21 protein-coding genes are annotated in these 25,983 nt (G+C 72.0%); 14 read left to right on the top strand and 7 right to left on the bottom strand.

What is annotated here, in order from left to right:
• The 3 genes from KSED_RS04585 to KSED_RS04595 form a co-directional block, all read right to left on the bottom strand.
• Entirely contained in the window at positions 1–1,074 is a 1,074-nt protein-coding gene (locus tag KSED_RS04585; RefSeq protein WP_012802400.1) for an AI-2E family transporter, read from the bottom strand.
• A gap of 16 nt (positions 1,075–1,090) precedes the next feature.
• Positions 1,091–1,528: a methylmalonyl-CoA epimerase gene (gene mce, locus KSED_RS04590; RefSeq protein ID WP_012802401.1), complete on the bottom strand. Its 438-nt coding sequence runs from the start codon at positions 1,526–1,528 to the stop codon at positions 1,091–1,093.
• Positions 1,529–1,609: 81 nt separating this feature from the next.
• Complete coding sequence (locus tag KSED_RS04595; RefSeq protein ID WP_012802402.1) at positions 1,610–2,485, bottom strand: RNase H family protein; 876 nt, start codon at positions 2,483–2,485, stop codon at positions 1,610–1,612.
• A 104-nt stretch (positions 2,486–2,589) separates the two neighbouring features.
• Here KSED_RS04595 and KSED_RS04600 point away from each other — a divergent pair, with 104 nt between their 5' ends.
• From KSED_RS04600 to KSED_RS13495, 9 genes are all read left to right on the top strand, one after another.
• Positions 2,590–4,110 (top strand): amidohydrolase, encoded by a 1,521-nt coding sequence (locus KSED_RS04600; RefSeq protein ID WP_012802403.1) that lies wholly within the window; start codon positions 2,590–2,592, stop codon positions 4,108–4,110.
• A gap of 79 nt (positions 4,111–4,189) precedes the next feature.
• Positions 4,190–5,392 carry an acetyl-CoA C-acetyltransferase gene (locus KSED_RS04605; protein ID WP_012802404.1) on the top strand — a complete coding sequence of 401 codons (1,203 nt, stop codon included), beginning with the start codon at positions 4,190–4,192 and terminating at the stop codon, positions 5,390–5,392.
• A 7-nt stretch (positions 5,393–5,399) separates the two neighbouring features.
• Positions 5,400–5,702, top strand: coding sequence for a thiamine-binding protein (locus KSED_RS04610; RefSeq protein WP_012802405.1), 303 nt, complete (start codon positions 5,400–5,402; stop codon positions 5,700–5,702).
• A 142-nt stretch (positions 5,703–5,844) separates the two neighbouring features.
• Entirely contained in the window at positions 5,845–6,540 is a 696-nt protein-coding gene (locus tag KSED_RS14855; protein ID WP_169307775.1) for a hypothetical protein, read from the top strand.
• Between the two features lie 80 nt (positions 6,541–6,620).
• Entirely contained in the window at positions 6,621–7,628 is a 1,008-nt protein-coding gene (locus KSED_RS04620; protein ID WP_012802407.1) for a peptidoglycan-binding domain-containing protein, read from the top strand.
• Complete coding sequence (locus KSED_RS04625; protein ID WP_012802408.1) at positions 7,625–8,290, top strand: ABC transporter ATP-binding protein; 666 nt, start codon at positions 7,625–7,627, stop codon at positions 8,288–8,290. The genes KSED_RS04620 and KSED_RS04625 overlap by 4 nt, the downstream gene beginning before the upstream one ends.
• 32 nt (positions 8,291–8,322) lie before the next feature.
• Positions 8,323–9,381, top strand: coding sequence for an ABC transporter permease (locus KSED_RS04630; RefSeq protein WP_237699564.1), 1,059 nt, complete (start codon positions 8,323–8,325; stop codon positions 9,379–9,381).
• 182 nt (positions 9,382–9,563) lie between these two features.
• On the top strand, positions 9,564–10,604 hold the full coding sequence (locus tag KSED_RS04635) for a co-chaperone YbbN (RefSeq protein WP_012802410.1): 1,041 nt from the start codon (positions 9,564–9,566) through the stop codon (positions 10,602–10,604).
• Between the two features lie 278 nt (positions 10,605–10,882).
• A complete protein-coding gene (locus KSED_RS13495) occupies positions 10,883–12,295 on the top strand; it encodes an HNH endonuclease signature motif containing protein (protein ID WP_143827346.1) in 1,413 nt (470 codons plus the stop codon).
• 123 nt (positions 12,296–12,418) lie between these two features.
• On the opposite strand, the gene glgB is transcribed toward KSED_RS13495, so the two are convergent.
• Genes glgB through KSED_RS04655 form a run of 3 tightly spaced genes read right to left on the bottom strand, consistent with a single transcriptional unit; the run spans position 12,419 to position 20,372 of the window.
• Positions 12,419–16,381, bottom strand: a complete 3,963-nt coding sequence (gene glgB, locus KSED_RS13500) for a 1,4-alpha-glucan branching protein GlgB (protein WP_012802412.1) — start codon at positions 16,379–16,381, stop codon at positions 12,419–12,421.
• Positions 16,378–18,210 (bottom strand): maltose alpha-D-glucosyltransferase, encoded by a 1,833-nt coding sequence (gene treS / locus KSED_RS04650; RefSeq protein ID WP_041291254.1) that lies wholly within the window; start codon positions 18,208–18,210, stop codon positions 16,378–16,380. Before treS ends, glgB begins: the two co-directional genes overlap by 4 nt.
• 14 nt (positions 18,211–18,224) lie before the next feature.
• A complete protein-coding gene (locus KSED_RS04655) occupies positions 18,225–20,372 on the bottom strand; it encodes a maltotransferase domain-containing protein (RefSeq protein ID WP_012802414.1) in 2,148 nt (715 codons plus the stop codon).
• Positions 20,373–20,452: 80 nt separating this feature from the next.
• Here KSED_RS04655 and KSED_RS13505 point away from each other — a divergent pair, with 80 nt between their 5' ends.
• Complete coding sequence (locus KSED_RS13505) at positions 20,453–20,833, top strand: hypothetical protein (protein ID WP_012802415.1); 381 nt, start codon at positions 20,453–20,455, stop codon at positions 20,831–20,833.
• A 38-nt stretch (positions 20,834–20,871) separates the two neighbouring features.
• Complete coding sequence (locus KSED_RS04665) at positions 20,872–21,300, top strand: membrane protein (protein WP_012802416.1); 429 nt, start codon at positions 20,872–20,874, stop codon at positions 21,298–21,300.
• Here KSED_RS04665 and glgX read toward each other — a convergent pair.
• The gene (glgX, locus tag KSED_RS04670; protein WP_012802417.1) at positions 21,275–23,473 is read right to left on the bottom strand and encodes a glycogen debranching protein GlgX; all 2,199 of its coding nucleotides are present in this window, start codon (positions 23,471–23,473) and stop codon (positions 21,275–21,277) included. The genes KSED_RS04665 and glgX overlap by 26 nt on opposite strands.
• An 82-nt stretch (positions 23,474–23,555) precedes the next feature.
• Between glgX and KSED_RS04675 the strand changes: the two genes are divergently transcribed.
• The 3 genes from KSED_RS04675 (at position 23,556) to KSED_RS04685 (ending at position 25,950) form a co-directional block, all read left to right on the top strand.
• Positions 23,556–24,200 (top strand): hypothetical protein, encoded by a 645-nt coding sequence (locus tag KSED_RS04675; protein ID WP_012802418.1) that lies wholly within the window; start codon positions 23,556–23,558, stop codon positions 24,198–24,200.
• Positions 24,197–25,003, top strand: coding sequence for an enoyl-CoA hydratase/isomerase family protein (locus KSED_RS04680; RefSeq protein ID WP_012802419.1), 807 nt, complete (start codon positions 24,197–24,199; stop codon positions 25,001–25,003). Before KSED_RS04675 ends, KSED_RS04680 begins: the two co-directional genes overlap by 4 nt.
• A 158-nt stretch (positions 25,004–25,161) precedes the next feature.
• Positions 25,162–25,950, top strand: coding sequence for an electron transfer flavoprotein subunit beta/FixA family protein (locus KSED_RS04685; RefSeq protein ID WP_012802420.1), 789 nt, complete (start codon positions 25,162–25,164; stop codon positions 25,948–25,950).
• Positions 25,951–25,983 lie beyond the last annotated feature (33 nt).

Consider the following 25,983-nt stretch of genomic DNA (forward strand, 5'->3'; position numbering starts at 1 on the left):
TCAGCGGCGGGCCTGGCGGGGGACCAGCACCTCTTCGTAGATGAGCAGCAGTCCCGCCGCGGTGGGGATGGCCAGCAGCGCCCCCAGGATGCCGGCCAGTGTCCCCCCGATGAGGGCCGCGACCACCGTCACCGCACCCGGCACCGAGACCGTCCGCTTCATGATGTTCGGCACGATGACGTAGTTCTCGACCTGTTGGTAGATCAGGTAGTAGGCCCCCACGATCAGTGCCACCTCCACCGATTGGCTCAGCGCGATGAGCCCCACCACCACGGCGCCGATGGTGGCACCCACCAGGGGGATCAGCCCGAGGAATCCCACCAGCACGGCCAGCACGGCGGCGTACGGGATGCCCAGGATGGTCATCATCACCCAGCTGCACAGTCCGTTGATGGTGGCCACCAGGAACTGCCCCGCGGCGTACCCACCCACCCGGCGCATGATCTTCTCGGACAGCTCCTCCACGCGCTCGCGCCGGCTGGCCGGCACCAGGGCGTACCCGGCTCGCTTGGTCTGCGGCAGCGTCGCCAGCAGGTACAGCGTCAGCACCAGCACCGTGAACGCACCGAACGCACCGGTCGCCAGCACCCGGCCCGCCCCCAGCACCCCACCGGTCACCTGCCCGGCCAGCTCCCCGGAGCTGACGCGCTTCTGCAGCTCGTTCTGGAACCGGTCCGTCAACTGGAAGTCCCGGTCCGCTTGCTGCACCCAGTCCTGCTCCAGGAAGGCCTGCGTGTAGGTGGGCGCGTCGTACAGCAGCGCGGTGGACTCGTCCACGATGGGCGGCAGCACCAGCGCTCCGATGCCGGTGAACGCCACCAGCAGCCACAGGAACACCACGGTGACCGCCCCCGAGCGCCGCAGTCCGCGCAGCATCAGCTGCTCCACCAGCGGGTTCAGGGTGAGGGCCAGGAAGACCGAGACCACCAGCAGGGTGATCACGAAGTCCAGCCGTTGGGCGGCCATGGCCGTCCCCACGGCCGTGAGCACACCGAGCGTCGCGACGAAACCCAGCGTGAACGGGCCGTGCCGGAGCAGGCGGTTCACCGGGGCGTCGGAGCGGTGCGCGGACATCGCGTCGGTCGGAGGATCAGTGACCGGCAGCGGGCTCGACGAGCTCCACGAGCACCCCGCCCGCGTCCTTGGGGTGGATGAAGTTGACGCGGCTGTTGCTGGTGCCACGCCGCGGCTCGTCGTACAGCAGGCGCAGGCCGCGGTCGCGGAGGGTGGTGCTCACCGCATCGATGTCGGCGACGCGGTAGGCGACCTGCTGCATCCCCGGGCCCCTGGAGTCCAGGAACTTCGCGATCGTCGAGTCCGGCGTGAGCGGCGCCAGGAGCTGGATGTGGGAGTCGCCGATGCGCATCATCGCCTCCCGGACACCCTGCTCGGGGTTCTCCTCGGTGTGGGCCAGCTCCATGCCCAGGACGTCGCGGTGGAACGCGATGGCGGCGTCGAGGTCGGACACGGCCAGACCCACGTGGTCGATGGCGGTGAACAGGGCGTCAGGGGAGTCCGCAGCGTGCATGGGGGTCACCCTAGACCGCAGGGGTGACAACGGCGCCCGGGTGCCGGGGAGCCGGGCCGATGGGGTGAGGCCCCGCCCGGGTCACGACTCGCGCGTGCCCTGGTGGAAGCGCTGGCGCCAGCGGCTCGACTCCCTGACCCAGAGCGACGACCGCACCGTGGCCCCCGAGGCAGCGACGCACCGCCACAGCAGCAGGATCGTGTCGGCGTCCAGGTGGGTGGTGCTGAGCACCTCGAGCTCGACCGGCTCGGACAGCGGACCGATCTCGGCCAGCAACTCCTCCCGGGTCCACACGCGGCCGGAGGCGCCGACCTCGTACCAGTCGGCGTGCAGCAGGGCGGCGACTTCCGCAGGGTCGGTGCGGGTGCCGTCCGCCAGCAGCGAGCGCTCCAGCGCAAGCACGGTCTCCTCATCGGATGCGGGGAGGTCCTCGAAGAGGGTCGGTGCGGCGTCGTCCGAGCGGGCGCCGGCCGTCGCGGTGGGGTGGTGCGCGGACGCCCCGGAGAACCCCGGGCCCGGGTCCGGTTCGGCCCCGCGCTGGTGGGCGAGGGCGGCGTTGCGTGCGCGCTCGTCGGCCGCCTCGTTCAGGGCGTGCCCGGCGTGACCCTTCACCCACTCGAAGGTGACCCGCCGCCCCTGCATGGCCTCGTCGAGGGCCTTGACCAGGTCGATGTTCATGACCGGCTTGCCGTCGGCCTTCTTCCAGCCCTTGCGCTTCCAGGCCGGGGTCCACTTGGAGATGACGTTGATGGCGTACTGACTGTCGCAGAGCACGTGCAGGTCGTCGTCGAGGTGGGCGGTCTGCTGCAGCAGGTCGAGCACGGCCATGAGCTCGCCCATGTTGTTGGTGCCGTGCGGCCAGCCCCCGGCCGCCCAGCAGTCGTCGTCGACGTACCAGGCCCAGCCCGCCGGGCCGGGGTTGCCGAGTGCGGAGCCGTCTGCTGCTGCGGTGATCACGGGCGTGATGCTCTCACGGACCGGCCTCCGGCCGCGGGTCCAAGGCCCTTCACGGGTCCGCCCCGGCGACTGCGGCCCGGACCGCCGGCGGCTACCGTTCGAAGATGACCGACCTCTTGGTGACCGACGTCCGCATCGTGTCGCTTGATGGGGGTGACCGGCCCGGCTCAGCACCGACCGAGCCGGTCGACCTGCTCGTCCGCGACGGCCGGGTGGCCGAGGTCGGCCCCGGCCTCGAGCGAGCCTCCGGGGTGCCGGAGCTGGCCGGCCGGGGCCGCTGGGTGGTGCCGGGGCTGTGGGACCACCACGTCCACGTGGGCCAGTGGGGTGCCACGCAGCAGCGGCTCGACCTCGCGCCGGCTACCTCTGCCCGCGACGTCGTCGGCCGGGTGGCCGAGCGCCTGCGCTCCGGCGAGCCCCTCCCGGAGACCGGGGTGCTGGTGGGCTGGGGGCACCGCTCGGCGCAGTGGGACGAGGAGCCCACGGTCGCGATGCTCGATGAGGTGACCGGCGAGGTGCCGGTCGTCCTCATCAGCGGTGACGGCCACCACGGCTGGTTGAACACGCCCGCGCTCCGCCTGCTCGACGGCCCGCAGACCATCGGCGTGGTGCAGGAGGCCCAGTGGTTCCCCCTGTACGACCGGCTGGGGAGGATCCCCGGCGCCGCCGAGGTGGCCGAGCACGGTGTGGCCCGCGCCATCAGTGACGCCCTGGCCGTGGGCGTCGTTGGCCTGACGGACCTCGAGATGGGCCGTCCCTGGGAGGACTGGCGCCGCCGCGTCGACCTCGGACAGCCGATGGTCCGCGTGCGCACCGGTGTCTACGCCGAGGAGCTGCAGGGCGTGCTCGATGCGGGGATGCGCACCGGGGAGGCGATCGAGGGGACCGACGGGCTGGTGACCATGGGCCCGCTGAAGATCATCAGTGACGGGTCGCTCAACACCCGCACCGCGTGGTGCCGAGAGCCCTACGCGGACGCCCACCGTCTGGCGCACCCGTGCGGCGCGCCGAACCTGACCCGCCAGGAGATGCACGAGCTGATGGCCGCCGGCCACGCAGGGGGGCTGGAGATGGCGATCCACGCCATCGGGGACGCCGCGGTGGGCCAGGCCCTGGCCGCTTTCGCGAAGACCGGGGCGCGGGGTGGCATCGAGCACGCCCAGCTGATCGGGGAGGTCGACCTGCCGCTGTGGTCCTCGCTACCGGTGCGCGCGAGCGTTCAGCCGGCGCACCTGCTGGACGACCGCTCGGTCACCGAGCAGTGCTGGCCGGACCGCACGGGGCGCATCTTCCCCCTGCGGCGCTTCGCCGACCACGGCATCGAGATGGCGATGGGGTCGGACGCGCCGGTGAGCCCGCTCGACCCGTGGCTGGAGCTGGGCGCCGCCGTCCACCGGGGCCCGGTCGATGGGGCGTCCTGGCACCCTGAGCTCGCGCTCACCCCGGCCGAGGCGCTGGCCGCGTCCGTCGACGGTCAGCGGGTGCGGGCCGGTGCGCGGGGCGACCTCGTGCTGCTCGACGCCGACCCGCTGGCGGGCGACGACTCCGCGGCGCAGGCCGAGGCGCTGCGCACCATGGGGGTCTCGGCCACGGTGCTGGGCGGCCTGGTGGTCCACGGCGAGTGACCCCGGTGTGGCCGGGACCACAGGCCAGTAGGCTTCGGCACAGCGTCACCCGAGCCCGTCAGACCCTGTGGAGGAAACCATGTCCGAGAACACCACCGTCATCGTCTCCGGTGCCCGTACCCCGATGGGCCGCATGCAGGGCGCCCTGGGCAGCCTGTCCGGCGCCGAGCTGGGTGGCCACGCCATCGCCGCGGCGCTCGAGCGGGGCAAGGTCGACCCCGCATCGGTCGACTACGTGATCATGGGCCAGGTGCTCACCGCCGGCGCCGGGCAGATCCCGGCGCGCCAGGCCGCCGTGAACGCCGGCATCTCGATGGACGTCCCGGCGCTGACGATCAACAAGGTGTGCCTCTCGGGGCTGGACGCGATCGCGCTGGCCGACCAGACCATCCGCGCCGGGGAGTTCGAGTGCGTCGTGGCCGGCGGCCAGGAGTCCATGACGAACGCCCCGCACCTGCTGCCGAAGTCCCGTGGCGGGTTCAAGTACGGCGACGTCACGCTCAAGGACCACATGGACCTCGACGGCCTGTGGGACGCCTTCACCGACCAGGCGATGGGGGGTCTCACCGAGTCCGCCAACCGCGAGGACCGGGGCGGTGAGCTGACCCGCGAGGAGCAGGACGCCTTCGCCGCCCAGTCCCACCAGCGCGCAGCCGCGGCCACCGAGAAGGGCATCTTCCCCGAGGAGATCACCCCGGTGAGCGTGCCGCAGCGCAAGGGCGACCCCCTCGAGGTCACCACCGACGAGGGCATCCGCCCCGACACGACCCCGGAGTCCCTCGCGAAGCTGCGCCCGGCCTTCAGCCCCGAGGGCACCATCACCGCGGGCTCGGCCTCGCAGATCTCCGATGGCGCCGCCGCCGTGGTGGTCATGAAGAAGTCCGCTGCCGAGGCCGCCGGCTTGGAGTGGATCGCCGAGATCGGGGCCCACGGCGTGGTCTCCGGCCCGGACTCCAGCCTGCAGCTGCAGCCGGCCAACGCCATCCGCGCCGCCCTGGCCAAGGAGGGCCTGTCGGTCGAGGACGTGGACCTGTTCGAGATCAACGAGGCCTTCGCCGCTGTCGGCATCGCCAGTGCCAAGGACCTGGGCGTGAGCGAGGACATCGTCAACGTCAACGGTGGCGCGATCGCCCTGGGCCACCCCATCGGCATGTCGGGTGCGCGGCTCGTCCTCAGCTTGGCCATGGAGCTCAAGCGTCGCGGCGGCGGCGTGGGCGTCGCGGCCCTCTGTGGTGGTGGCGGTCAGGGTGACGCCCTGGTCGTCCGCGTGCCGAAGGCCTGAGGCGCCGATGCTGGTCGCATTCAGCATCGCCCCGTCGTCCGAGGGCCCGGACGGCGGGGTGAGTGAGGCCGTGGCCCGGGCGGTCCGCATCGTGCGCGCCTCCGGACTGCCCAACCACACGGACTCGATGTTCACGACCCTCGAGGGGGAGTGGGACGAGTGCATGGCCGTCATCAAGGAGTGCGTGGACGTGCTCTCGGCCGAGTCGCCCCGGGTGTCGCTGGTGCTCAAGGCCGACATCCGCCCCGGGTTCACCGGCCAGCTGGAGGCAAAGGTGCAGCGCGTGGAACGGCATCTGGCCGGGGAGTGAAGAGGGTATTGACGGGGGGGTAGGCGGGTCTACGGTCATGAGGTCGGCCAAGGGTGATCCACAACACGCCTTGGACGGGTGTGGCTGTCACAGGGAGAGAGTCAGATGAGCACTTCGACCAACGGCACGATGAGGAGTGCAGGTGCCAGCTGCGCTTGAGAAATCCACTCGTGCTGGCCGTGCCCTGATGGTCGCGGTCAGCACGGGTGTGGTGGCGCTGACCGGCTGCTCTGGGGGCCAGGTCGATGAGCCATCTTCCGACGCCGAAGCGTCGGCTGCCGCGGAGAAGGCCCACTGGGAAGAGGCGGGGAAGCAGTTGGCGGAATACTACGAACTATCTGACCCTCCAGAGGTCGAGGTAGTCCGCTACGTCGCGACTGAGGAACTTGATGAGGTGCTGACACAGTGCTTGCGGGAGTCGGGGTGGTCGGTCGACTCGGGTGGTGGGGTTGACGTTCCGGAGGGACAGGAATCCAAGTACAAAGAGGCGCAGTACGTGTGCGCCCAGATGTACCCGACGCCGGCGCGGTACGACCAGGAGTGGGGCGATGACCAGTTGCGCCAGCAGTACGCGTGGACGACCGAGTTCGTGGTGCCGTGCCTGGAAGAGGCGGGTCACCCGATCACGAACATTCCCAGCGAGTCGGTGTTCCTGGAGAGGTGGACCAGCGAGAGGCCGTTCTTTCCGTTCGAGCAGGTCCAGATTCCAGGTGGTGGTTCGGCCGAGCAGTTCAACAAGGCGTGGAACGACCTCGAAGCGCAGTGCCCACAGATGATGCCGGGCTCCGTGATGTGGGACGGCGTCTCCATCGAGGAGTGGAAGGCGCAGCGGGGGTGACCACTGAGCCAGGGGGACACCCTGTTCGGTGGGGATGGCGCCTCGCCGCGGCTGTGGCTTTGCTCTTGTCTGGTGCGGCAGTGGCCTGGGCGGCCCTCACCGTGCTGCGCCCCGCCGAGGACCCGCTGGAGGCACCGGCCGCGACGGTGGTGCCGGTGAAACAGGGGGAGATCGGCTCCTCGATCTCGTTGAACACCACCGCCCAGTGGACCACGACCCCGTTGGGCATCAACCGAGCCTCCGGCGTCGTCACGCGCGTGGTGGTGGAGGCCGGGGACGAGGTCAGCGCGGGGGACGTGTTGTACGAGGTCGAACTGCGCCCCGTGACCATCGCCGAGGGGAAGGTGCCCGCGTTCCGGAAGATCGGGGCAGGCACGGAAGGCGCCGACGTGAAGCAGCTCCAGCAGCTTCTGATGCAGGGCGGTCACTTCGCCGGGACCGTCGATGGCACCGCCGGCAAGGACACGGTGCAGGCGATCCGCGCCTGGCAGAGGTCCCAGGGCATCGATGCCACCGGTGTCGTCGGCCCAGGCGACGTCATCTACGTGCCGTCCCTCCCGGCCCGCGTGACGCTCGACACCGAGGTCGTCCGCACTGGCGCCACCCTCAGCGGTGGGGAGGAGGCTCTCCAGGGACTCCCGGCTGCACCCTCGTTCGAGATGCCGGTGACCACGGCGCAGGCGGCCATGGTGCCCACGGGCGCGCGGGTGAACATCACCTCGCCCGAGGGGGACGCCTGGTCAGCCACCGCGGGCGGTCAGTCCGTGGACGAGGGCTCCGGAACGGTCCACATCACCCTCGACAGCCTCGATGAGGGGCCCGTCTGCGCCGACCAGTGCGCCCAGGTGCCGGTGACCGGACAGTCCTCCCTGCGCTCGGAGATCATCACCGTCCAGGAGGTGAGCGGGCTCGTGGTCCCGTCCTCGGCCCTCATCACCGAGGCCGGTGGTCAGACGGCGGTGATCGATGAGGCCGGCAGCCGTCTCCCGGTGGAGGTCACCGCATCGGCCAAGGGGATGTCGGTCATCTCGGGCGTGGACGCCGGGACGAAGGTGCAGGTACCCGCACAGCGGGCGGCGCAGGAATGAGCACCCGCGCCGGGTGGGACAGCCCGCCCCGGCTGGAGGCACGCGCACTGTCCTTCGGCTACACGCCGCAGGAGCCGCTCCTCCAGGAGTGGGACGCGGCCTTCGAGGCCGGGTCGATGACGGCGCTCACCGGACCGTCCGGGCGGGGGAAGTCGACGCTCATGTACCTGCTGGGCCTGATGCTGCGGCCCTCCTCCGGTGCCATCCTGCTGGACGGCGTCGATGCGGTGCCGCGCAAGGACGCCGAGTTGGCCCGTCTGAGGGCCGAGAGGTTCGGCTTCGTCTTCCAGGACGCGGCCCTGGACACCACGCGGACGGTGCTGGACAACGTCACCGAGACCGCGCTCTACCGCGGGGTCGCCCGCAGCACCGTGAGCGGCGCAGCGCGCGAGCTCATGGAGCGATTCGGGGTCGACCTGCCCCCGGAGCGCAAGCCGGGGCAGGTGTCGGGCGGGCAGGCGCAGCGCATCGCCCTGTGCCGGGCGCTGCTCAACCAGCCGTCGGTGCTGCTGGCCGACGAGCCCACCGGAAACCTGGATCCCGCGAGCAGCGGGGTCGTAGTGGACGCCCTACGTCAGCACGCCTCGCGTGGGGCGGCGGTCGTCCTCGTCACGCACTCCCCGGAGCTCGCGGCGGCCTGCGACCGGGAGATTCGGTTGTGATCAGGCTGGTCGTGCGGGAGGCCTTGGCGTCCGTGAGGTCGCAGCCCGTTCTCTCGGCGGTCACCGTAGTCATGGTCCTGGGCATGGTGCTGGCGGTGATGCTGACCACGGGACGGACCGTGGGCGCGGAGCAGCGGGTCCTGTCGACCATCGACTCCGAGGGGACCCGGACGATCGTCGTGCGGGCAGAGGCCGAGGCGGGTCTGACCAGCAGCGCCATCGACCGCATGAGCGGCATCGAGGGCATCGAGTGGCTCGGGGGCTTCTCCGCGGCGGTCGACGCCACGAACTCGGCGGTCCCAGAGGGCAAGACGACGCCGGTCCGATCGCTGTACGGAGGGGACCTCGAGCGGCTCGGTGTGCCACCGGCATCGCCCATCCCGGGCGGGCTCGCGTGGGCGTCCCCGCAGGCCTTGCAGGACCTGGGCATGCCCGATGCCAGCGGAGGAGTCACGGCGACCTCCGGCACGTCCTACGGAGTGGCCGGTGAGCTCGACGTGCCCGACTTCCTGGAGGAGCTCGAACCCCTGGTGATCGTCCCCCAACCGGACGCCAGGGGGGACGAACGGTTGAGCACCATCGTGGTGATCGCCCGCACGCCGGAGCTGGTCCCCGCCGTCGGCGATGCCGTGATGTCGGTGGCCGCGGCAGATGACCCCTCCAAGCTCAGCCTGCAGACCAGCGAGAACCTCGCGGCCCTGCGGTCCCTCGTCGGAGGCCAGCTCGGGTCCTTCTCCCGGGGTCTTGTGCTCGCCTTGCTGGCTGTCACCGGTGGTCTGCTGGCCGTCCTGCTCTTCAGCCTGGTCATGATGCGCCGCAAGGACTTCGGCCGGCGCCGTGCGCTGGGTGCCAGCCGGGGCCTCATCGTGGGGTTGATCCTGGCGCAGACGGCCGTCCTGGCCGGGGTGGGTCTCATGCTCGGCGTGGACGTCTCCGTGGCGGTGCTGCTGGCCACGGCCGATCCCCTGCCCGGGGTGTCCTTCACGCTGGCGCTGTGCGTGCTGACACTGGCGACGGCTCTACTGTCTGCGATCCTTCCGGCGGTGGTGGCTAGCCGACGGGAACCCATCCGCGAGCTGCGCGTGCCCTGAGCGCCCCGCGGCCCGCCAGCCCAGCGGGCGAGGTCGGGCGGGCTCGATGCCGCCGGCGTGGCCCTCATCGAGGGGGCTGTGCCGGCGGCTGCGTATCGTGGAGGCAGAACACATCCCCGGAGGGATTCCCGCACGCTCCCGCATCGATGCCGGCCCTGGTCCCGGGCCGCCCAGGAGGAAACATGTCCAACCAGCCCTTCTCCCGCGCCAGCCTCCACGGCGCCGTTGACCTCAGCGGCATGAAGCAGCAGCAGATGCAGGCCGCCATGTCCGGTGGGCAGCAGCCCGGCGCCGGCGCCCCACAGCAGGGTGGGACCGCCGGCCAGCCGGCTCCCGCTGGCGGCGACCCGCGGTCCACCGTGGTGGCCGTGGACCTCGACAGCTTCGGGGAGGTGCTGCAGGACTCCGCGGTGGTGCCCGCCGTGCTCGTGCTGTGGAGCCCGCAGATCCCCGGCGCGCTGGAGTACGTCCAGATGATGGAGCGGCTTGCCATCGAGTTCGAGGGCCGCTTCCGCCTCGCCACGGGCAACGTGGTCGCCCAGCCCGAGATGCTGCAGGCCTTCCAGATCCCCGAGCTGCCCGAGGCCATGACCATCGCGGTGATGATGGGCCAGCCGATGCCGCTGTACGCCGGGGTCCAGCCGGAGGAGGAGGTTCGGGCGGTCATGCAGAACCTCCTGCAGGCCGCCGCGCAGAACGGGGTCACCGGCCGTGCTCAGCCGGGCGTCTCCGGATCGGTGTCCGAGGCCGGCACGCAGGGCGAGCAGCCTGGTGGGCAGGAGCAGCCCGAGCAGCCGGTCGAGGAGCCGCTGTCACCCCACGTGCAGGCGGCCTACGACGCCATCGATGCGGGGGACTTCGCCGCCGCGGTGGCCGCGTTCGACGCTCGCCTGGCCGAGGAGCCGGGTGACGAGGAGGCGCGTCTGGGGCGGCAGCAGGTGGTGCTGCTGGAACGGGCCGGGTCGCTGGACGCCACGGCCGTCCGCGAGGCGGCCGCCAAGGACGCCACCGACATCGAGGCGCAGATGCAGGCCGCCGATCTCGACCTCATGGGGGGTCACGTGGAGGACGCCTTCGCCCGCCTCATCGACACCGTGAAGGTCACCACGGACGAGGATCGCGATGCCGTGCGCGAGCGGTTGCTCGAGCTGTTCGAGATGGTGGGGTCGAGCGACCCGCGCGTGCGCACGGCGCGCAGCCAGCTCATGAGCGCGCTGTTCTGAGGGCGACGGCGGCGGTGCGCTGAGAGCGGGGGACGGTCCCGCGGGCGGTGCGTCGTCCTGGAACCGGTGGTGGCGACCCCGTGTGCCTCTGTCACAGGTATCGAACACGTGTTGCCGTTGGCGGGTGACTTGTGTACTCTCAAGGTGTCGGTCGGGGGATCGACACCGAACGGCCCAGCGGCCGTCCGGGGGCGTGACAAGAGGGTGAGCACGTGGACCGTCAGACCAGCTGGCCGAGCCGAAGCGCCGAGACACCACCGGCGTGGGCCAGTGCTCCCGTGTCGTCCTCACCGGCGATGCCGGTCCACGCACCCGAGGGTTCCGCCGGGCCGCCGTCTGCCGCCGATGACCTGGCCGCGGACCCGCTGGCGCTGCTGGAGCGGGCCGCCGCCATCGTGGAGGCCCTGCAGACGGCCCGGCCCCACCTCTGGCGGGTGGGATCAGGGGACCTGGCCCGGTCGGTGGGCATCCTCGGGTCGCTCGTGCGAGCGGCCGAGGCGGCGATGACGGGTGTGACTGCCGAGGCACTCGGCCGGGGGGTCGTGAACGAGTCGCGGTGTGCGGGCACCACGGCGTGGGTCCGCCAGCAGGCCGGGGTGGTCGATGCGGGACGCGCTCACGCGGTGGCCCAGGTGGCTGAGGCGACCCGCGAACCGGGGACCGGGCCGCTCGCGGACGCGGTGTGGGGCGGTGGGGTCTCGGTCACCGCTGCCCACGTGATGCTCCGCGAGTCGGAGAAGGTGCGGCCGTTGCTCCCCGGGGCGGAGCGGGAGGACGTGCTGGGCTTCTACCTGACCCACGCGGAGAACCTGACCTCGATGGGGCAGTCCGCGAGCAGCCGGGCCCTGGGGCAGCTGACCCGGGAGATCCAGGCCCGGTACGGGCAGCACACGCTCGACGAGCGGGACGAGCACGCCAAGGAGTGCTCCACGCTGACCGAGCGAGCGCTGCCGTCGGGGCTGGTGCGGTTCACGGCCGAGCTCAACCAGCCGGACGCCGCCCGCCTGCGCGCCGCGGTGGACGGGCTGGCGGCTCCACGGCCCACCCAGGACGGGGACGGCGTCGCGGTGCGCGACCCGCGGACGCCTGCCCGTCGACGGGCCGACGCGCTCATGGAGCTCATCACGCGGGCCCAGGCCGCGGACCGCGACGGCACCGCGGGCGGGTGCGGGCTCTCCGGGGCGACCACGCTGATCATCACGATGGACCACCAGACCCTCGCGGCGGAGCTGGCGCGTCGCACGGGCGGTGCCACCCGGTCCGGCTGGGGGCGCGGACTGAGCGGCCCGGTCGAGGATGCCGGCCCCACGGGCTTCGCCACCACCGTGTCCGGGGAGGTCCTCACGCCGGCCCAGGTGCGGCAGGCCGCGTGCGACGCGCAGATCATCCCCCAGGTGCTCGGCACGGACTCGATGCCCCTGGACGAGGGGCGCGCTGAGCGACTGGCCACCGGTTCCCAGCGCAGCGCACTGGCCAGACGGGACGGCGGGTGCACCTTCGCCGGGTGCGACAGACCACCCGGGTGGTGCCACGCCCACCACATCAAGCACTGGGCCGATGGGGGCCCGACAGACCTCGGCAACCTGGCCCTGCTCTGCCAGCGGCACCACACGATCGTCCACCGGGACGGATTGACCGGCACCCGGGTGGGGGAGCGGTGGATCTGGCATGAGGACGGGGACCCACCGTGACCGTGCAACGCGATCGATCCGATGGGCCGCAATCAATCCGGTGGGCTGGGCGGGGGCATGAATCCAAGGGGTGTCCGGTCCGCCTGGGTAGCCCCTGCGGCGGAACGAACCCGCCGGACGGACTCAGCCCTCCTGGACGGGGGTGAACCACACCGCGCCGAGCGGCGGCACACGCACCACCGCCGAGGCCGGCAGCCCGTCCCACGGCACGTCCTCGGCCACCACCTCGCCGAGGTTGCCCACGCCCGAGCCGCCGTACTCCACGGCGTCGGTGTTCAGTACCTCGCGCCAGCGACCTGCGTGGGGCAGGCCCACCCGGAAGTCCTCGTGCGGGGCACCGGAGAAGTTCGCCAGCACGGCCAGGGTGCCGCCGGGGTCGCCCGGGCGCTCGCCGAAGCGCAGGAAGCTCACCATGTTGCCGGCCGCGTTCTCCGCATCGATCCACCGGAACCCGGTGGGCTGGTGGTCCAGCTGCCACAGGGCGGGCAGCTCGGCGTAGCGCCGGTTGAGGTCCCGGACGGCGGACTGCACGCCGTGCCGCAGGGGGTCGCCGGCGATGTCGAAGTCCAACGAGGTCCCCTCCGACCACTCCCGCGGAACCCCCAGCTCACTGCCCATGAACAGCAGCTTCTTGCCCGGGTGGGCCCACATGAACGCCAGGTACACCCGCACCCCGGCGTACTTCTGCCAGGTGTCTCCCGGCATCTTCGTGACCAGCGAACCCTTGCCGTGCACGACCTCGTCGTGGCTGATCGGCAGCACGTAGTTCTCGGAGTAGGCGTACACCATCGAGAAGGTCAGCTCGTGGTGGTGGAACTGCCGGTGCACGGGGTCCTTGGAGGCGTACTCCAAGGTGTCGTGCATCCAGCCCATGTTCCACTTCATGGAGAACCCCAGGCCCCCCTCGTGGGTGGGGGCGGTGACGCCCGGCCACGCGGTGGACTCCTCGGCGATGGTCACGATGCCGGGGAACAGCCGGTGGGCGGTGGCGTTGGTCTCCTGCAGCAGCTGCACTGCCTCGAGGTTCTCCCGCCCGCCGTACTGGTTGGGCAGCCACTCACCCGCCGCCCGCGAGTAGTCCAGGTAGAGCATGGAGGCCACCGCGTCCACGCGGATGCCGTCGACGTGGAACTCCTCCATCCAGTACAGGACGTTCGCGACCAGGAAGTTGCGCACCTCGTGGCGGCCGAAGTCGAACACGTGCGTGCCCCAGTCCGGCTGGTCGCCGCGGCGGGGGTCGGGGTGCTCGTACAAGGGCTGGCCGTCGAAGCGCGCCAGGGCCCACTCGTCCTTCGGGAAGTGGCCGGGCACCCAGTCCAGGATGACGCCGATACCGGCGGCGTGCAGCGCGTCCACCAGGTGTCGGAACTCGTCGGGGCTGCCGAAGCGCGAGGTGGGCGCGTAGTAGCCCGTCACCTGGTAGCCCCAGCTGGGGGCGTAGGGGTGCTCGGCCACCGGCAGCAGCTCCACGTGGGTGAAGCCCAGGTCGGTGACGTGCTGCACCAGCTGCTCGGCGAGCTCCGTGTACCCCAGGCCCTGCCGCCAGGAGCCGAGGTGCACTTCGTAGGTACTCATCGGCGCCGTCTGTGGAGTTCCCTCCGCCCGCCGCGCCAGCCAGTCCGCATCGGTCCATGGGTAGCCCTCGGCATGGCTGTCGTCCACGATCGACGCGGTGGCGGGCGGCAGCTCGGTGCGCCGCGCCATCGGGTCAGCCTTCGTGACCGTCGTCCCTTGGGCGGTGGTGATCTGGAACTTGTACCGCTCGCCGGCGCCGATGCCGGGCACGAACAGCTCCCACACGCCGCTGCTGCCCAGCGCCCGCATCGGGTGGCCGGTACCGTCCCAGTGGTTGAAGTCGCCGACCACGCGCACCCCGTGGGCGTGCGGCGCCCACACGGTGAACGCGACACCGGAGCTCGCCCCCATCGGGCCGTCGTGCGTCCGCACGTGGGCGCCCAGGACGGTCCAGAGCCGCTCGTGGCGCCCCTCCCCGATGAGGTGCAGGTCCATCTCCCCGACGCCGGGCAGGTACCGGTAGCCGTCGTCCTGCACCCGGGGCTGGGCCTCCGCGGCGTGGTCGGAGCGTGCCTCGTCCGCGGTCGCAGGCAGCGGCCAGACGACCTCGAGGCGGTAGTCGGTGGGGGACTGCCCCGGCAGGTGGGCCCCGAAGATGCCATCGGCCAGGTGGTGCAGCTCGTGGCGGGAGCCGTCGGGCAGCAGGGCAACCACGCGGCGGGCCCGCGGCCGCAGGGCCCGGATCACGATGCCGTCGGCCACCGGGTGCAGGCCCAGCACGGCGTGCGGGTCGTGCGAGCGCCCCTCCACGATGCGGTGGGCCTCCTCCCGGCTGATCCCGGCCGGGTCCGTGGGCTCCGCCGGGGGGCTGGTGGGCTGGGTCCCCGGGTGCCCGTCCTGCGGCGCGGGGGCGAGCTCGAGGCGCGTGGCCCCGCCCTGGGGGCGTGCGCCTTCGGTGGTGCCGTGCTCCTCGGCGCCCGGCTCGGTGGCCGCCGTCCCGCTGGGCGCGGCGGTGGTCGGCTCGCCCGGCTCGGTGCCTGCCTCGGCGCTGCCCACGGAGGTGCCGAGCAGTCGCTCCAGCGCCGAGACCGGGATGTCGACCCAGTCCGGCCGGTTGTGGCGCTCGTAGACCACCTCGTAGAAGGCCTTGTCGACCTCCAGGGCCTCCAGCAGCAGCCGGGGTTCGGTGCCTCGGTCACCGGCCACCGAGCGGTAGCCCTCCAGGAAGGCAGCGCGTACCCCCTGCACCCAGGCGGCCAGCGTCGCCTCGTGGTCCGCGCCCTCGGACTCATCGTGGGCCAGCGAGCCGGCGACGTAGTCGAAGGAGCGCAGCATGCCGGCCACGTCCCGCAGCGGGAGGTCGGGTGCCCGGCGCTCCGCGACCGGACGCAGCGGCTCGCCCTCGAAGTCCAGCACCACCCAGCCCCGGTCCGGCACGTCGAGCACCTGCCCCAGGTGCAGGTCGCCGTGGACCCGCTGCAGCGCCGGCCAGGACAGGGCCTCCAACGCGTCGATGCGGGCGGTCGCCTCCGCGCGGAGCGGCTCCAGCTCCGGTGCCTGGGCCAGGGCGGCCTGCAGGCGTGTCCGCAACCGGTCGGTGAGCTCCTGCCGGTGGGTGTGGTCCACCTGGACGGTCCCCAGCGCCGTTGCCAGCTCGGCGTGCACTTGGGCCACGGACTCACCCAGACGGCGGGCGCGCTTGAGGAACTTCTTGCCGCGCGCCGCCGAGCGCAGCGCCACCCGCCACGCGTCGTCCACGTCCCCCAGGTACTCGCTGGCGAAGGCGAGGTGCCCGCGGCGCTCCTCCCCGGTCTCGGGGTCGGGCCACGACCCCTCGACCGCGCCCAGCGGGGTGGGGATGACGGTCGAGCCCTGCCGCGCCAGCTCCAGCTGCAGCTCGACGTCGGGGTTCGCACCGACCTGCACCACACGGAACAGCTTGACGATCGCGGTCTCCCGCTGCGGTGCGTTGGGCCGCCCGCCCAGGGTGGTCACGATGATGGAGGTGTTCGACTGCTCACCCGGCAACACCCGGGAGCCGGTCACGATGTAGGGAGCCTTGTGGGGCCGCCGCGGACGCAGCTGGTTGCCCCGCATCGTCGCCACCCCCTGGCCGTAGGTGCTCTCCCGGTCGGCCATCGCCATCACGGCCGCTGCGTAGGCCGGATCGTGGGCGGCGTCGTGCACCGTGCCGCGCGCCAGCGGGTCGGAGGACAGCCCCATCGTTGCCAGCGAGATCTCCCCGATGCGGCCACCCACCGGCTGGGCCGCCCCCTTCCCTGCGTCCGTGCCGGAACCGTCGGAACTGCCGGGGCCGTCGGAGGAGTCGCCGGCGTCACCGGACGGGAGCGGGTGCACCGACAGGGGGACCTGGTACACGGTCGCCGGCACGGTGGCGCGGTCGGCCACGTACACGGTCGACAGGGCGACGGTCTGGCCCGCGGGGTCCACCACGTCCCCCATACGGACGGTGCCGATGCGCTGCAGGCGGGGCGTGTGGCCCTTCCCGGCGAACCAGCGCTGGCGCGGCAGCCAGTCCTCCAGCAGGTGCTTCAGGGTCGCGGTGCTCATGCGTGCTGCCCCCCGGGGGTCTCGTGGTGGGTGGTGGGTCGGTCGGTGCGGGGCGTTCCGGAGGCCGGCGGCGCGGGGGAGTGGTGCCCCTGTCCGGGCAGCGCGTCGCGGCGTTGATCGCGGCGCTCGTCACGGCGCAGGCCGAACCAGAAGAACTGCCGTGAGCCCAGGGTCAGGTGGAGGCCGCCGGCCTCGTCGGCGTCGGGGAACCCGCGGCCACCGAAGAGGTCGGCCAGGGCGGAGCCGGCGTGGTCCTCGCCCAGGTGCAGGCGCACGCCCTGCGGGCGGTCGGAGAGGTTCATGACGCACAGCACCTCGTTCTCGCCCACCATGTGGGTGGCGTCCTCGAGGGTGTCCTGGGCCACCCACCGGGTGAACGCCAGCACGGCGGGGTTGTCGGCGTCCACCACCGTGAAGTCCCCGAGCCCGAACACGCTGTGCTGCTTGCGGACCGCCAGCATGCCGCGCATCCAGTTGAGCAGCGAGTGGCCCTGGGCCATCTGCGACTCCACGTTCACCGCGGTGTGGTTGTAGGCCAGGGACTGGATCACCGGCAGGTAGAGCTTCCCCGGGTCGGCGGTGGAGAACCCGGCGTTGCGGTCCGGGGTCCACTGCATCGGCGTGCGCACCGCATCGCGGTCGTCGAGCCAGATGTTGTCGCCCATGCCGATCTCGTCGCCGTAGTACAGGCAGGGTGAGCCGGGCAGCGAGAGCAGCAACGCGTGGATGAGCTCCAGCTCGGCGCGCGAGTTGTCCAGCAGCGGGGCGAGGCGGCGGCGGATGCCGACGTTCGCCCGCATCCGCGGGTCGGGGGCGTACCAGCCGTACATCGCGGCGCGCTCGGTGGTGGAGACCATCTCCAGGGTGAGCTCGTCGTGGTTGCGCAGGAAGGTGCCCCACTGGCCCCCGGCCGGCACCGCGGGGGTCTCGTCCAGCACGTCGATGATGGGGGCGGCCTTCTCCTCGCGCAGGGCGTAGTACAGCCGCGGCATGACCGGGAAGTGGAAGCACATCTGGCACTCGGGCCGCTCCGGGGTGCCGAAGTAGTCGACGACCTCGTGCGGCATCTGGTTGGCCTCGGCCAGCAGGATCCGGCCCGGGTACTCGCGGTCCACCATCGCCCGCAGGTCCGCCAGGATCGCGTGGGTCTCGGGGTCGTTCTCGCCGTTCGTCCCGTCGGTCTCGATGAGGTAGGGCACCGCGTCGAGGCGGAACCCGTCGATCCCGAGGTCCAGCCAGAAGCGGACCACGTCGAACATCGCCTCGCGCACCGCGGGGTTGGCCCAGTTGAGGTCGGGCTGGTGGCTGAAGAAGCGGTGCCAGTAGAACTGCCGGCGCACGGGGTCGAAGGTCCAGTTCGACTCCTCGGTGTCCACGAAGATGATGCGGGCCTCGGCGTACTTCGTGTCGTCGTCGGACCAGACGTAGAAGTCGCCGTACTCGCCCGTGGGGTCGGAGCGGGAGGCCTGGAACCACGGGTGGGCGTCGCTGGTGTGGTTCATGACCAGGTCGGTGACGATCCGGATGCCGCGGGCGTGGGCCTGGCTCACCAGCTCGGTGAACTCCGGCAGGGTGCCGAACTCCGGCAGCACCGCGGTGTAGTCGGCGATGTCGTACCCGCCGTCGCGCAGCGGGGAGGCGTAGAAGGGCGGCAGCCACAGGCAGTCGACGCCGAGCCACTGCAGGTAGTCCAGGCGCCGGACCAGGCCGCTGAAGTCCCCCGAGCCCGAGGCGGTCGTGTCGTCGAAGGCACGGGTGAGCACCTCGTAGAAGACCGCGGTGCGGTACCAGTGCGGGTCATGGCGCAGGCCCGGCTGGTGCAGGTCCATGGCGGAGAAGGCGTTCACCGCACCAGCTCCACCAGGTGCACGGGCTCGGCGTCCACGCCGAGGCGCACGTACACCGCATCGGACCAGTCCCAGGTGTCGCCGGTCACCACGTCGTGGGCGGCGAAGGTGGTGCCCGGCTCCAGGCCGAGGGCGCCCAGGTCCCAGTGCACGGTGGCCTCCACGGTGGTGTGCGGGTTGAGGTTGGCGACCACCAACACCACGTCGTCGGTGGGGTCGCCGTCCGGTCCGGTCACGACGCGGCGCTTGGAGAAGGCGATCACCTCGTGGTGGTCGGTGGGGTGGAAGTGCAGGTTGCGCAGCCAGGCCAGGGCCGGGTGGTCGGCCCGGAAGCGGTTCAGCAGGGCCAGGAAGCCCGAGAGGTCGGGGCGGTCGGTCACGCCGGCGGCGGCGCGGGCGGCCACCAGTGCCTCGTGGGCCTGCTGGTCGAGGGCTTCCCACCCGCCCGGCCCGGGGTCGAGCTCCCACTGGCGGTCGACGTACTGGTACTTCTCGTTGTCGATGTGCTCCTCGGCACCCGGGCGCGGCACCGCCTCGCAGTGCTCGTAGCCGGCGTAGATGCCGTAGGTCGGCACGAGCGTGGCGGCCAGGGCCGCGCGCAGGCGGTGGGCGTGGACCCCGCCGTGCTGCATGAAGGGGGTGAGGATGTCGTGCGTGGTGGGCCAGAAGCTCGGGCGCATGTAGGCCGCCGCGGGACCGGCCAGCTCCTGGCAGTACTCGGTGAGCTCGTCCTTGGTGTGGCGCCAGGCGTAGTAGGTGTACGACTGCTGGAAGCCCACCTTGGCCAGCGTGTGCATCATGGCCGGCTTGGTGAACGCCTCGGCCAGCCAGAGGGTCTCCGGGTGCTCGCGGGCGACGTCCTGGATCACCCACTGCCAGAACTCCACCGGCTTGGTGTGCGGGTTGTCCACGCGGAAGGCCCGGATGCCGTGGTCCAGCCACACCTGCACCACGCGGCGGATCTCCGCCGAGAGGCCGGCGGGGTCGTTGTCGAAGTTCAGCGGGTAGATGTCCTGGTACTTCTTGGGCGGGTTCTCGGCGTACGCGATCGAACCGTCGGCCCGCTGGGTGAACCACTCCGGGTGCTCGGTCACCCACGGGTGGTCCGGCGCGCACTGCAGCGCCAGGTCCAGGGCCACCTCCAACCCCAGCTCGCGGGCGCGGGCGAGGAAGGCGTCGAAGTCCTCCCAGGTGCCCAGGTCCGGGTGCAGGGCGTCGTGGCCCCCCTCGGCGGCCCCGATGGCGTACGGCGAGCCCGGGTCGTGCTCACCCGCATCGAGGGAGTTGTTCGGCCCCTTGCGGAAGGTGGAGCCGATGGGGTGCACGGGCGTCAGGTAGACGACGTCGAAACCCATGGCGGCCACCGCGGGCAGGCGCTCGGCCGCCGAGGCGAAGGTGCCGGAGACCCAGAGGCCGGTGGCCGGGTCGACCCGGGCTCCCTCGGAGCGGGGGAAGAACTCGTACCAGGCGCCGGCCAGCGCCAGCTCGCGTTCCACCCACAGGGCAGTGGGCGGCGACGGGGAGACCAGGTCGCGCAGCGGGTGGACGGCCAGGGCGGCGTGCACCTCGGGCGAGGTGGCGGCCGCCAGGCGCTCCGTGGGCTCGACCGTGGCGTCCTCCAGAGCCACGGCGGCGTCCGTGAGCACGGCGGCCACCTCCTCGCGGGAGGCGGCCGGCGGCGCGGCACCGGTCACCGGGGCGCTCGTGCCGTCCAGGGCGCCGCGGGCGGCCCGTCGCAGCACCAGGGAACCCTCGGCCAGCATCAGCTCGGCGTCCACCCCGGCGCCGATCTTCACGCGTGCGGCGTGCTCCCACGTGCCGTAGGGGTCGCTCCACCCCTCCACGGAGAGGGACCAGACCCCGGGGGCGGTGGCGTGGACGTGGGTGGCCCAGTGGTCCAGACCCGGGTTGAGGCACTGCATCGCCCACCGCGTCTGGCGCCCGTCCGGGTCGGTGAGCACGGCGGTGGCACCCACGGCGTCGTGCCCCTCGCGGAACACGGTGGCGGTGACGGGGAAGACCTCGTCGACCACGCTCTTGGCCGGAAAGCGTCCGCCGTCGACGGTCGGCTGCACGTCCAGCACCGGGATGCGGCCGACCGGGACCTGGCCTGCGTGCGGGAACGGGGGCGGGGTGGCAGTCACGTCACGACCCTAGGTGATCGGTCGTGACCCGGGCGAGACCTGAGACCGGGTTGTGACCCGGCGGACATACACTGTGGCGCGTGATCCCCGCCCTGACCGTGACGCTGTTCGCCGTGCTCGCCCTGCTGTGCGTGGTCACGGCGGTGTACGCGCTGATCGGCCGCCCCGTGGACAATCTCGTCCTGGGCGTCACCGGACTGGTCGGCCTGGTGCTGCTGGTGCAGCTGTTCGTCGGTCTGGTGATGGTCCTGACCACCGAGCACGACATCCCCGCCTGGGAGTTCGGCGCCTACCTCTTCGGCATGGTCGCGCTGCTTCCGGTGGCCTTCCTGTGGTCGGTCGCCGAGCGCGAGTCCCGCTGGGGCATGGCGGTGCTGTTCTTCGCGGGCCTGGCCCTGCTGGTGATGACCCAGCGGGTGGTGGCGATCTGGTACGAGATCCCCGCCCTGCTGAGCCACTGACCCGACCGCCCGACCCACCGTCCCGCCCAGGAGGACCCATGAGCGCCCCGACCCCGTCCGCCCCCACCACCGGCAGCCGGCTGAGCAGCGGCTTCGGGCGCCTGCTCGTCGCGGCTTACGGGGTGCTGGCGCTCGCGGCCACGGGCCGGTCGGTCATGCAGCTCGTGGCCTACTTCGAGCGCGCGCCCCTGGCCTACCTGCTCTCCACCGTCGCCGCCCTGATCTACCTGGTGGCCACCGTGGCGATGGTGCGGGGCGGGCACGGTGGACGCCGCGTGGCCCTGTGGGCGATCAGCATCGAGATGGCCGGTGTGCTCGTGGTGGGCGCGATGAGCGTGACCCTGCCGGAGCTGTTCCCGGACGAGACGGTGTGGTCCACCTTCGGCAAGCAGTACTTCTACGTGCCGCTGGTGCTGCCCGCGCTCGGCCTGTGGTGGCTGCTCAGGGGTGCAGACTCCACACGATGACGGTGGGCCCGTCCAGGGCCAGGGCCTCGCCCGGCTGCGGGTCGGCGTCGTCATCGGGGTGGTCGGGGTGCTCCCAGGCCGAGCTCCACTCCCGATGGGCGGTGGGCCACCCGTCGACGACCGGGACGACCAGCTCGCCCGGGCCCCCGGCGTGCAGGGCGACGACGACCGCCTCGGAGGCGGGACCGTCCTCGCCGATCAACACCATCTGCAGGGTGCGGGTCGAGGCGTCGGCCCAGTCGGTGCCGGTCAGGGGAGCACCCGTTGCGGTGAACCAGCCCGCGCGCAGGCCGCCGCCGGGGTCCGTCGAGCCGTCGCCGGGGGTGAAGGGCGCGAAGAAGGCGTGGTCCCCGATGGCGTGGAAGCGGCGCCGTAGCTCCACCAGCCGCCGCGTGGTCGCCACCAGGTCGGCCTGCCACTGCTCCCACTCCCAGTCCAGCGCGGCCAGGTGACGGGTGGCGTCGGTGAGCGTGTACAGGTTGTTGTTGCCGCCCTGGGTGCGTCCGAACTCGTCGCCGGCGGTCAGCATCGGCGTCCCCGTGGCCAGCAGGGTGGTGGCCAACAGGTTGCGCATGGTCCGTCGCCGGGCCGCGGCGATGCGGGCGCCGGCCGGCGTGTCCGGCACCGGCCCCTCGGTGCCGTGGTTCGCCGAGTGGTTGGCGCCCGCGCCGTCCTGGTTGTCCTCACCGTTGTCGATGTTGTGCTTGTGGTCGTAGGCGGTGAGGTCGTGCAGCGTGAAGCCGTCGTGGGCGGTCACGAAGTTCACCGAGCTCGTGGGCAGCCGGCCGTGGTGGTCGAACAGGTCGGAGGAGCCCGACAGGCGGGTGGCCAGCTCACTGACACTCGTCCCGCCGGTCAGCCAGAAGCCCCGGACGGCATCGCGGAAGCGGTCGTTCCACTCGGCCATGGGCGGCGGGTGGGAACCGGTCTGCCAGCCGCCGGGGGAGACGTCCCACGGCTCGGCCACCAGCTTCACGCGGGAGAGGACGGGGTCGGTGCGCAGCGCCAGCAGCAACGGGTGGTTGCGGGTCCAGGTGCCGGAGACGTCGCGCCCCAGCGCCGAGGCGAGGTCGAACCGGAAGCCGTCCACGTGGTAGGAGGTCACCCAGTGGCGCAGCGAGTCCAGCACCAGGCGGAGGGTCTCGGGCCGCGTGGTGTCCACGGTGTTGTGACAGCCGGTGTGGTCGACGTCCCGGCCCACGTCGTCCAGCCGGTAGTACAGCGGGGCGTCCAGACCCCGCCACGAGTAGGTCGGGCCCCAGGCGCTGGACTCCTCGGCGGTGTGGTTGTAGACGACGTCCAGGATCACCTCCAGCCCGGCGGTGTGGAGGGCCTTGACCATGCTGCGCACCTCGTCGGCGACCCCCATCGGGTCGTCGGTGGCGGCGTACCCCGGGTGGGGCGCGAACCAGGACAGGGAGTTGTATCCCCAGTAGTTCTCAGCCCCCCGGGCCATCAGGTGCAGCTCGTCGGCCTTGGCGTGGAGCGGCAGCAGCTCGACGGCCGTGACCCCGAGTGCGACCAGGTGCTCGATGACGGCAGGGTGTGCCAGTCCGGCGTAGGTGCCCCGGAGCTCCTCGGGCACCTCGGGGTGGGTGGCCGTGAGGCCGTGGACGTGGCCCTCGCTGATGACGGTGTCGCGCCACGGGGTGAACGGGGGCGCGTCGTCGCCCCAGTCGAAGGTGTGGCCCAGCGCCCGGTCGTCGGGCACCAGGTTCCAGGGCACCGCATCGCCGCTGTCGACCTCGCTGCGGTGGGCCCCGCCGTCGACCGCCTGCAGGTGCTTGTCCACCTGGTGGGCGAAGAGCTCCGGGCCGGGGGTGACGGTGCCGGTGACGACCACGCCGAAGGGGTCGAGCAGGCGCTTGGCCGGGTTGTGGCGCAGACCGCGCGTGGGCTCCCACGGGCCGTCGGCCCGGAAGCAGTACGGGGTTCCCGGCGGGACGTCGGCCACCTGGTCGAACCAGATGCCGTGCACCTGGTGGCGCAGCGGGACGCGGCGCTCGGCCCCATCGTCCTCGCGCAGGCAGAGCCACACGGCCGTGGCCTCCTTGGCGACCACGGCGACCTCCACCACGTCCCGGGCCGCTGGGTCGTCACCCGCGCCGTCGGGGATGCTGCGCAGTCCGGGGTGGGGCGGGATGTCCGGCGAGAAGCCGTGGTGCAGGGGCATGTCCCCAGCCTAGGCAGACTCCCGGCCGGGGGCTGACCGACGGCCGTGTCGTGGCGTGCGTCACGGCAGGTAGTTTGGGGGCATGACAGATCCGACTCAGCTCCCGAACTTCCCGTCCGGCGACGACTCCGGTTCCACCGGACCCACCGGCCCCACCCTGCGCGACCAGGTGATGACCCTCCTGCAGACCGACGGCATGAAGCCGGAGATCGACCAGGAGGGCGATGTCGGCTTCGACGTGCAGGGGCAGACGATGTTCGTGCGCGTCACCGAGGGCGACGTCGACATCATGCGTGTCTTCGGGCAGTGGCAGATCGGCACCGACGTGCCGCAGGACGTGGTGCGCTGGCTGAACAACACCAACGACGTCACGCTCGGCGCCAACGTGGTGAAGATGGGCATTGTCGGCAGCACTCTGGTGGTCTCCGCCGAGCACATCATGCTCAAGGGCGAGAGCCCCAGCCCCCGCATGCAGCTCTCGGTCAACATGATCATGCAGGCCGTCCAGGTGTGGCACGAGAACGTCATGAAGGACGACGTGCAGCACGCGACCGCCGCCGCGATCGGCAATCCCGGCCCGGCGAGCCCCGGCCGCGCCGGCACGCAGGGCCAGCAGGGCGCAGCCGAGCAGCAGGGGCAGGGCGACCAGGCGCAGGGCCGCGGCGGCTCGTCCTCCTTCTCGCTGAACCTCGGCGACGACCAGGACCAGCAGGGGGGACGCGCATGAGCGACCAGACCCCCGCCGGGCAGACCTGCGAGTTCGTGCGGTTGGAGGTGGCCGACGGGATCGGCACCATCCGCCTGGACCGCCCGAAGATGAACGCCCTCAGCACGCAGCTGCAGGACGAGATCGGCATCGTGGCCCAGGAGGCCGCCGAGCACCCCGAGGTGCACGCGGTGATCGTCTACGGCGGGGAACGCGTCTTCGCCGCCGGGGCGGACATCAAGGAGATGCAGAAGATGAGCTACGCGGACATGCTCGACCGCTCCGCCAAGCTCCAGTCCTGCCTCACGCACGTCGCCCAGATCCCCAAGCCCACCGTCGCTGCCATCACCGGGTACGCGCTCGGTGGCGGGTGCGAGCTGGCGCTGGCCTGCGACTTCCGCGTCGTGGCCGAGGACGCCAAGCTGGGCCAGCCGGAGATCCTGCTCGGGGTCATCCCCGGCGCCGGCGGCACCCAGCGCCTGCCGCGCCTGGTCGGCACCGCGAAGGCCAAGGACCTGATCTTCTCCGGCCGCCACGTGGACGCGGCCGAGGCACTCGCCATCGGCCTGGCCGACGAGGTCGTCCCGGCCGAGCAGGTCTACGAGGCCGCCGTGGCCCGCGTGAAGCAGTACGTCGGTGGTCCGTCCATCGCCCTGCGCGCGGCCAAGGAGTCCATCGACCGCGGCATGGAGGTCGACCTGGCGACCGGGCTGGAGCTCGAGCGCATCGCCTTCGCCGGTCTCTTCGCCACCGAGGACCGCCAGATCGGCATGGACTCGTTCGTCGAGAACGGTCCGGGCAAGGCGACCTTCCTCGGTCGCTGAGCCGTCCCGCACGGGACGAGGGGCACGTGCCTGCGCCGTGTGGCGCGGGGCGACGTGCGACACTGGGAGGGTGGCCCGCATCGACGGGGCACCCTCCCAAGCCACCCGCGGGGGCGCGCCCAGCGACCTCCCAGAAGCAGTCATGAGAGAGGCGATCGATGAACATCGTCGTGTGCGTGAAGCACGTCCCGGACGCCCAGGGCGACCGGTCCTTCACCGGGGACAACCTGACCGACCGCACCACGGACGGCCTGCTGTCCGAGCTGGACGAGTACGCCGTGGAGGAGGCCCTGAAGATCACCGAGGGCCAGGACGACGCGCGCGTGACGGTGCTGACCATGGGCCCCGCCACGGCCGAGGAGGCCGTGAAGAAGGCCCTGCAGATGGGTGCGACCGATGGGGTGCACGTCACCGACGAGGCTCTCGCCGGGTCCGACGCCCTGTCCACCGCGCTGGTGCTGGCCGAGGCCGTGAAGAAGGTGGACGAGGTGGACCTCGTGCTCTTCGGCCTGAGCTCGACCGACGGCACCATGGGCGTCGTGCCGGCGATGGTGGCCGAGCTGCTGGGAGTGCCGATGGTGACGCTGGCCAACAGCGTGGAGTGCTCCGGTGAGACCGGTGGCACCGTGACCATCAAGCGCGACACCGCCGAGGCCACCCAGACCATCGAGGCGACGCTGCCGGCCGTGGTCTCGGTGACCGACCAGATCAACGAGCCGCGCTACCCCAGCTTCAAGGGGATCATGGCGGCCAAGAAGAAGACGATCGAGAGCTGGTCGCTGGCCGACCTGGGCGTGGACGCCGAGCTGGTGGGGTTGGGCAACGCCTGGGCCCAGGTGGACGGCACCGACCAGCGCCCGCCGCGCGAGGCCGGGGAGATCGTCACCGACGAGGGCGAAGGCGGCACGAAGCTCGCCGAGTTCCTGGCCCAGCGCAAGTTCATCTGACCCACGGTCACGCACCGACTTTCCACAGGAGCA

The organism is Kytococcus sedentarius DSM 20547 (genome assembly GCF_000023925.1).
Classification (GTDB): Bacteria; Actinomycetota; Actinomycetes; order Actinomycetales; family Dermatophilaceae; genus Kytococcus; species Kytococcus sedentarius.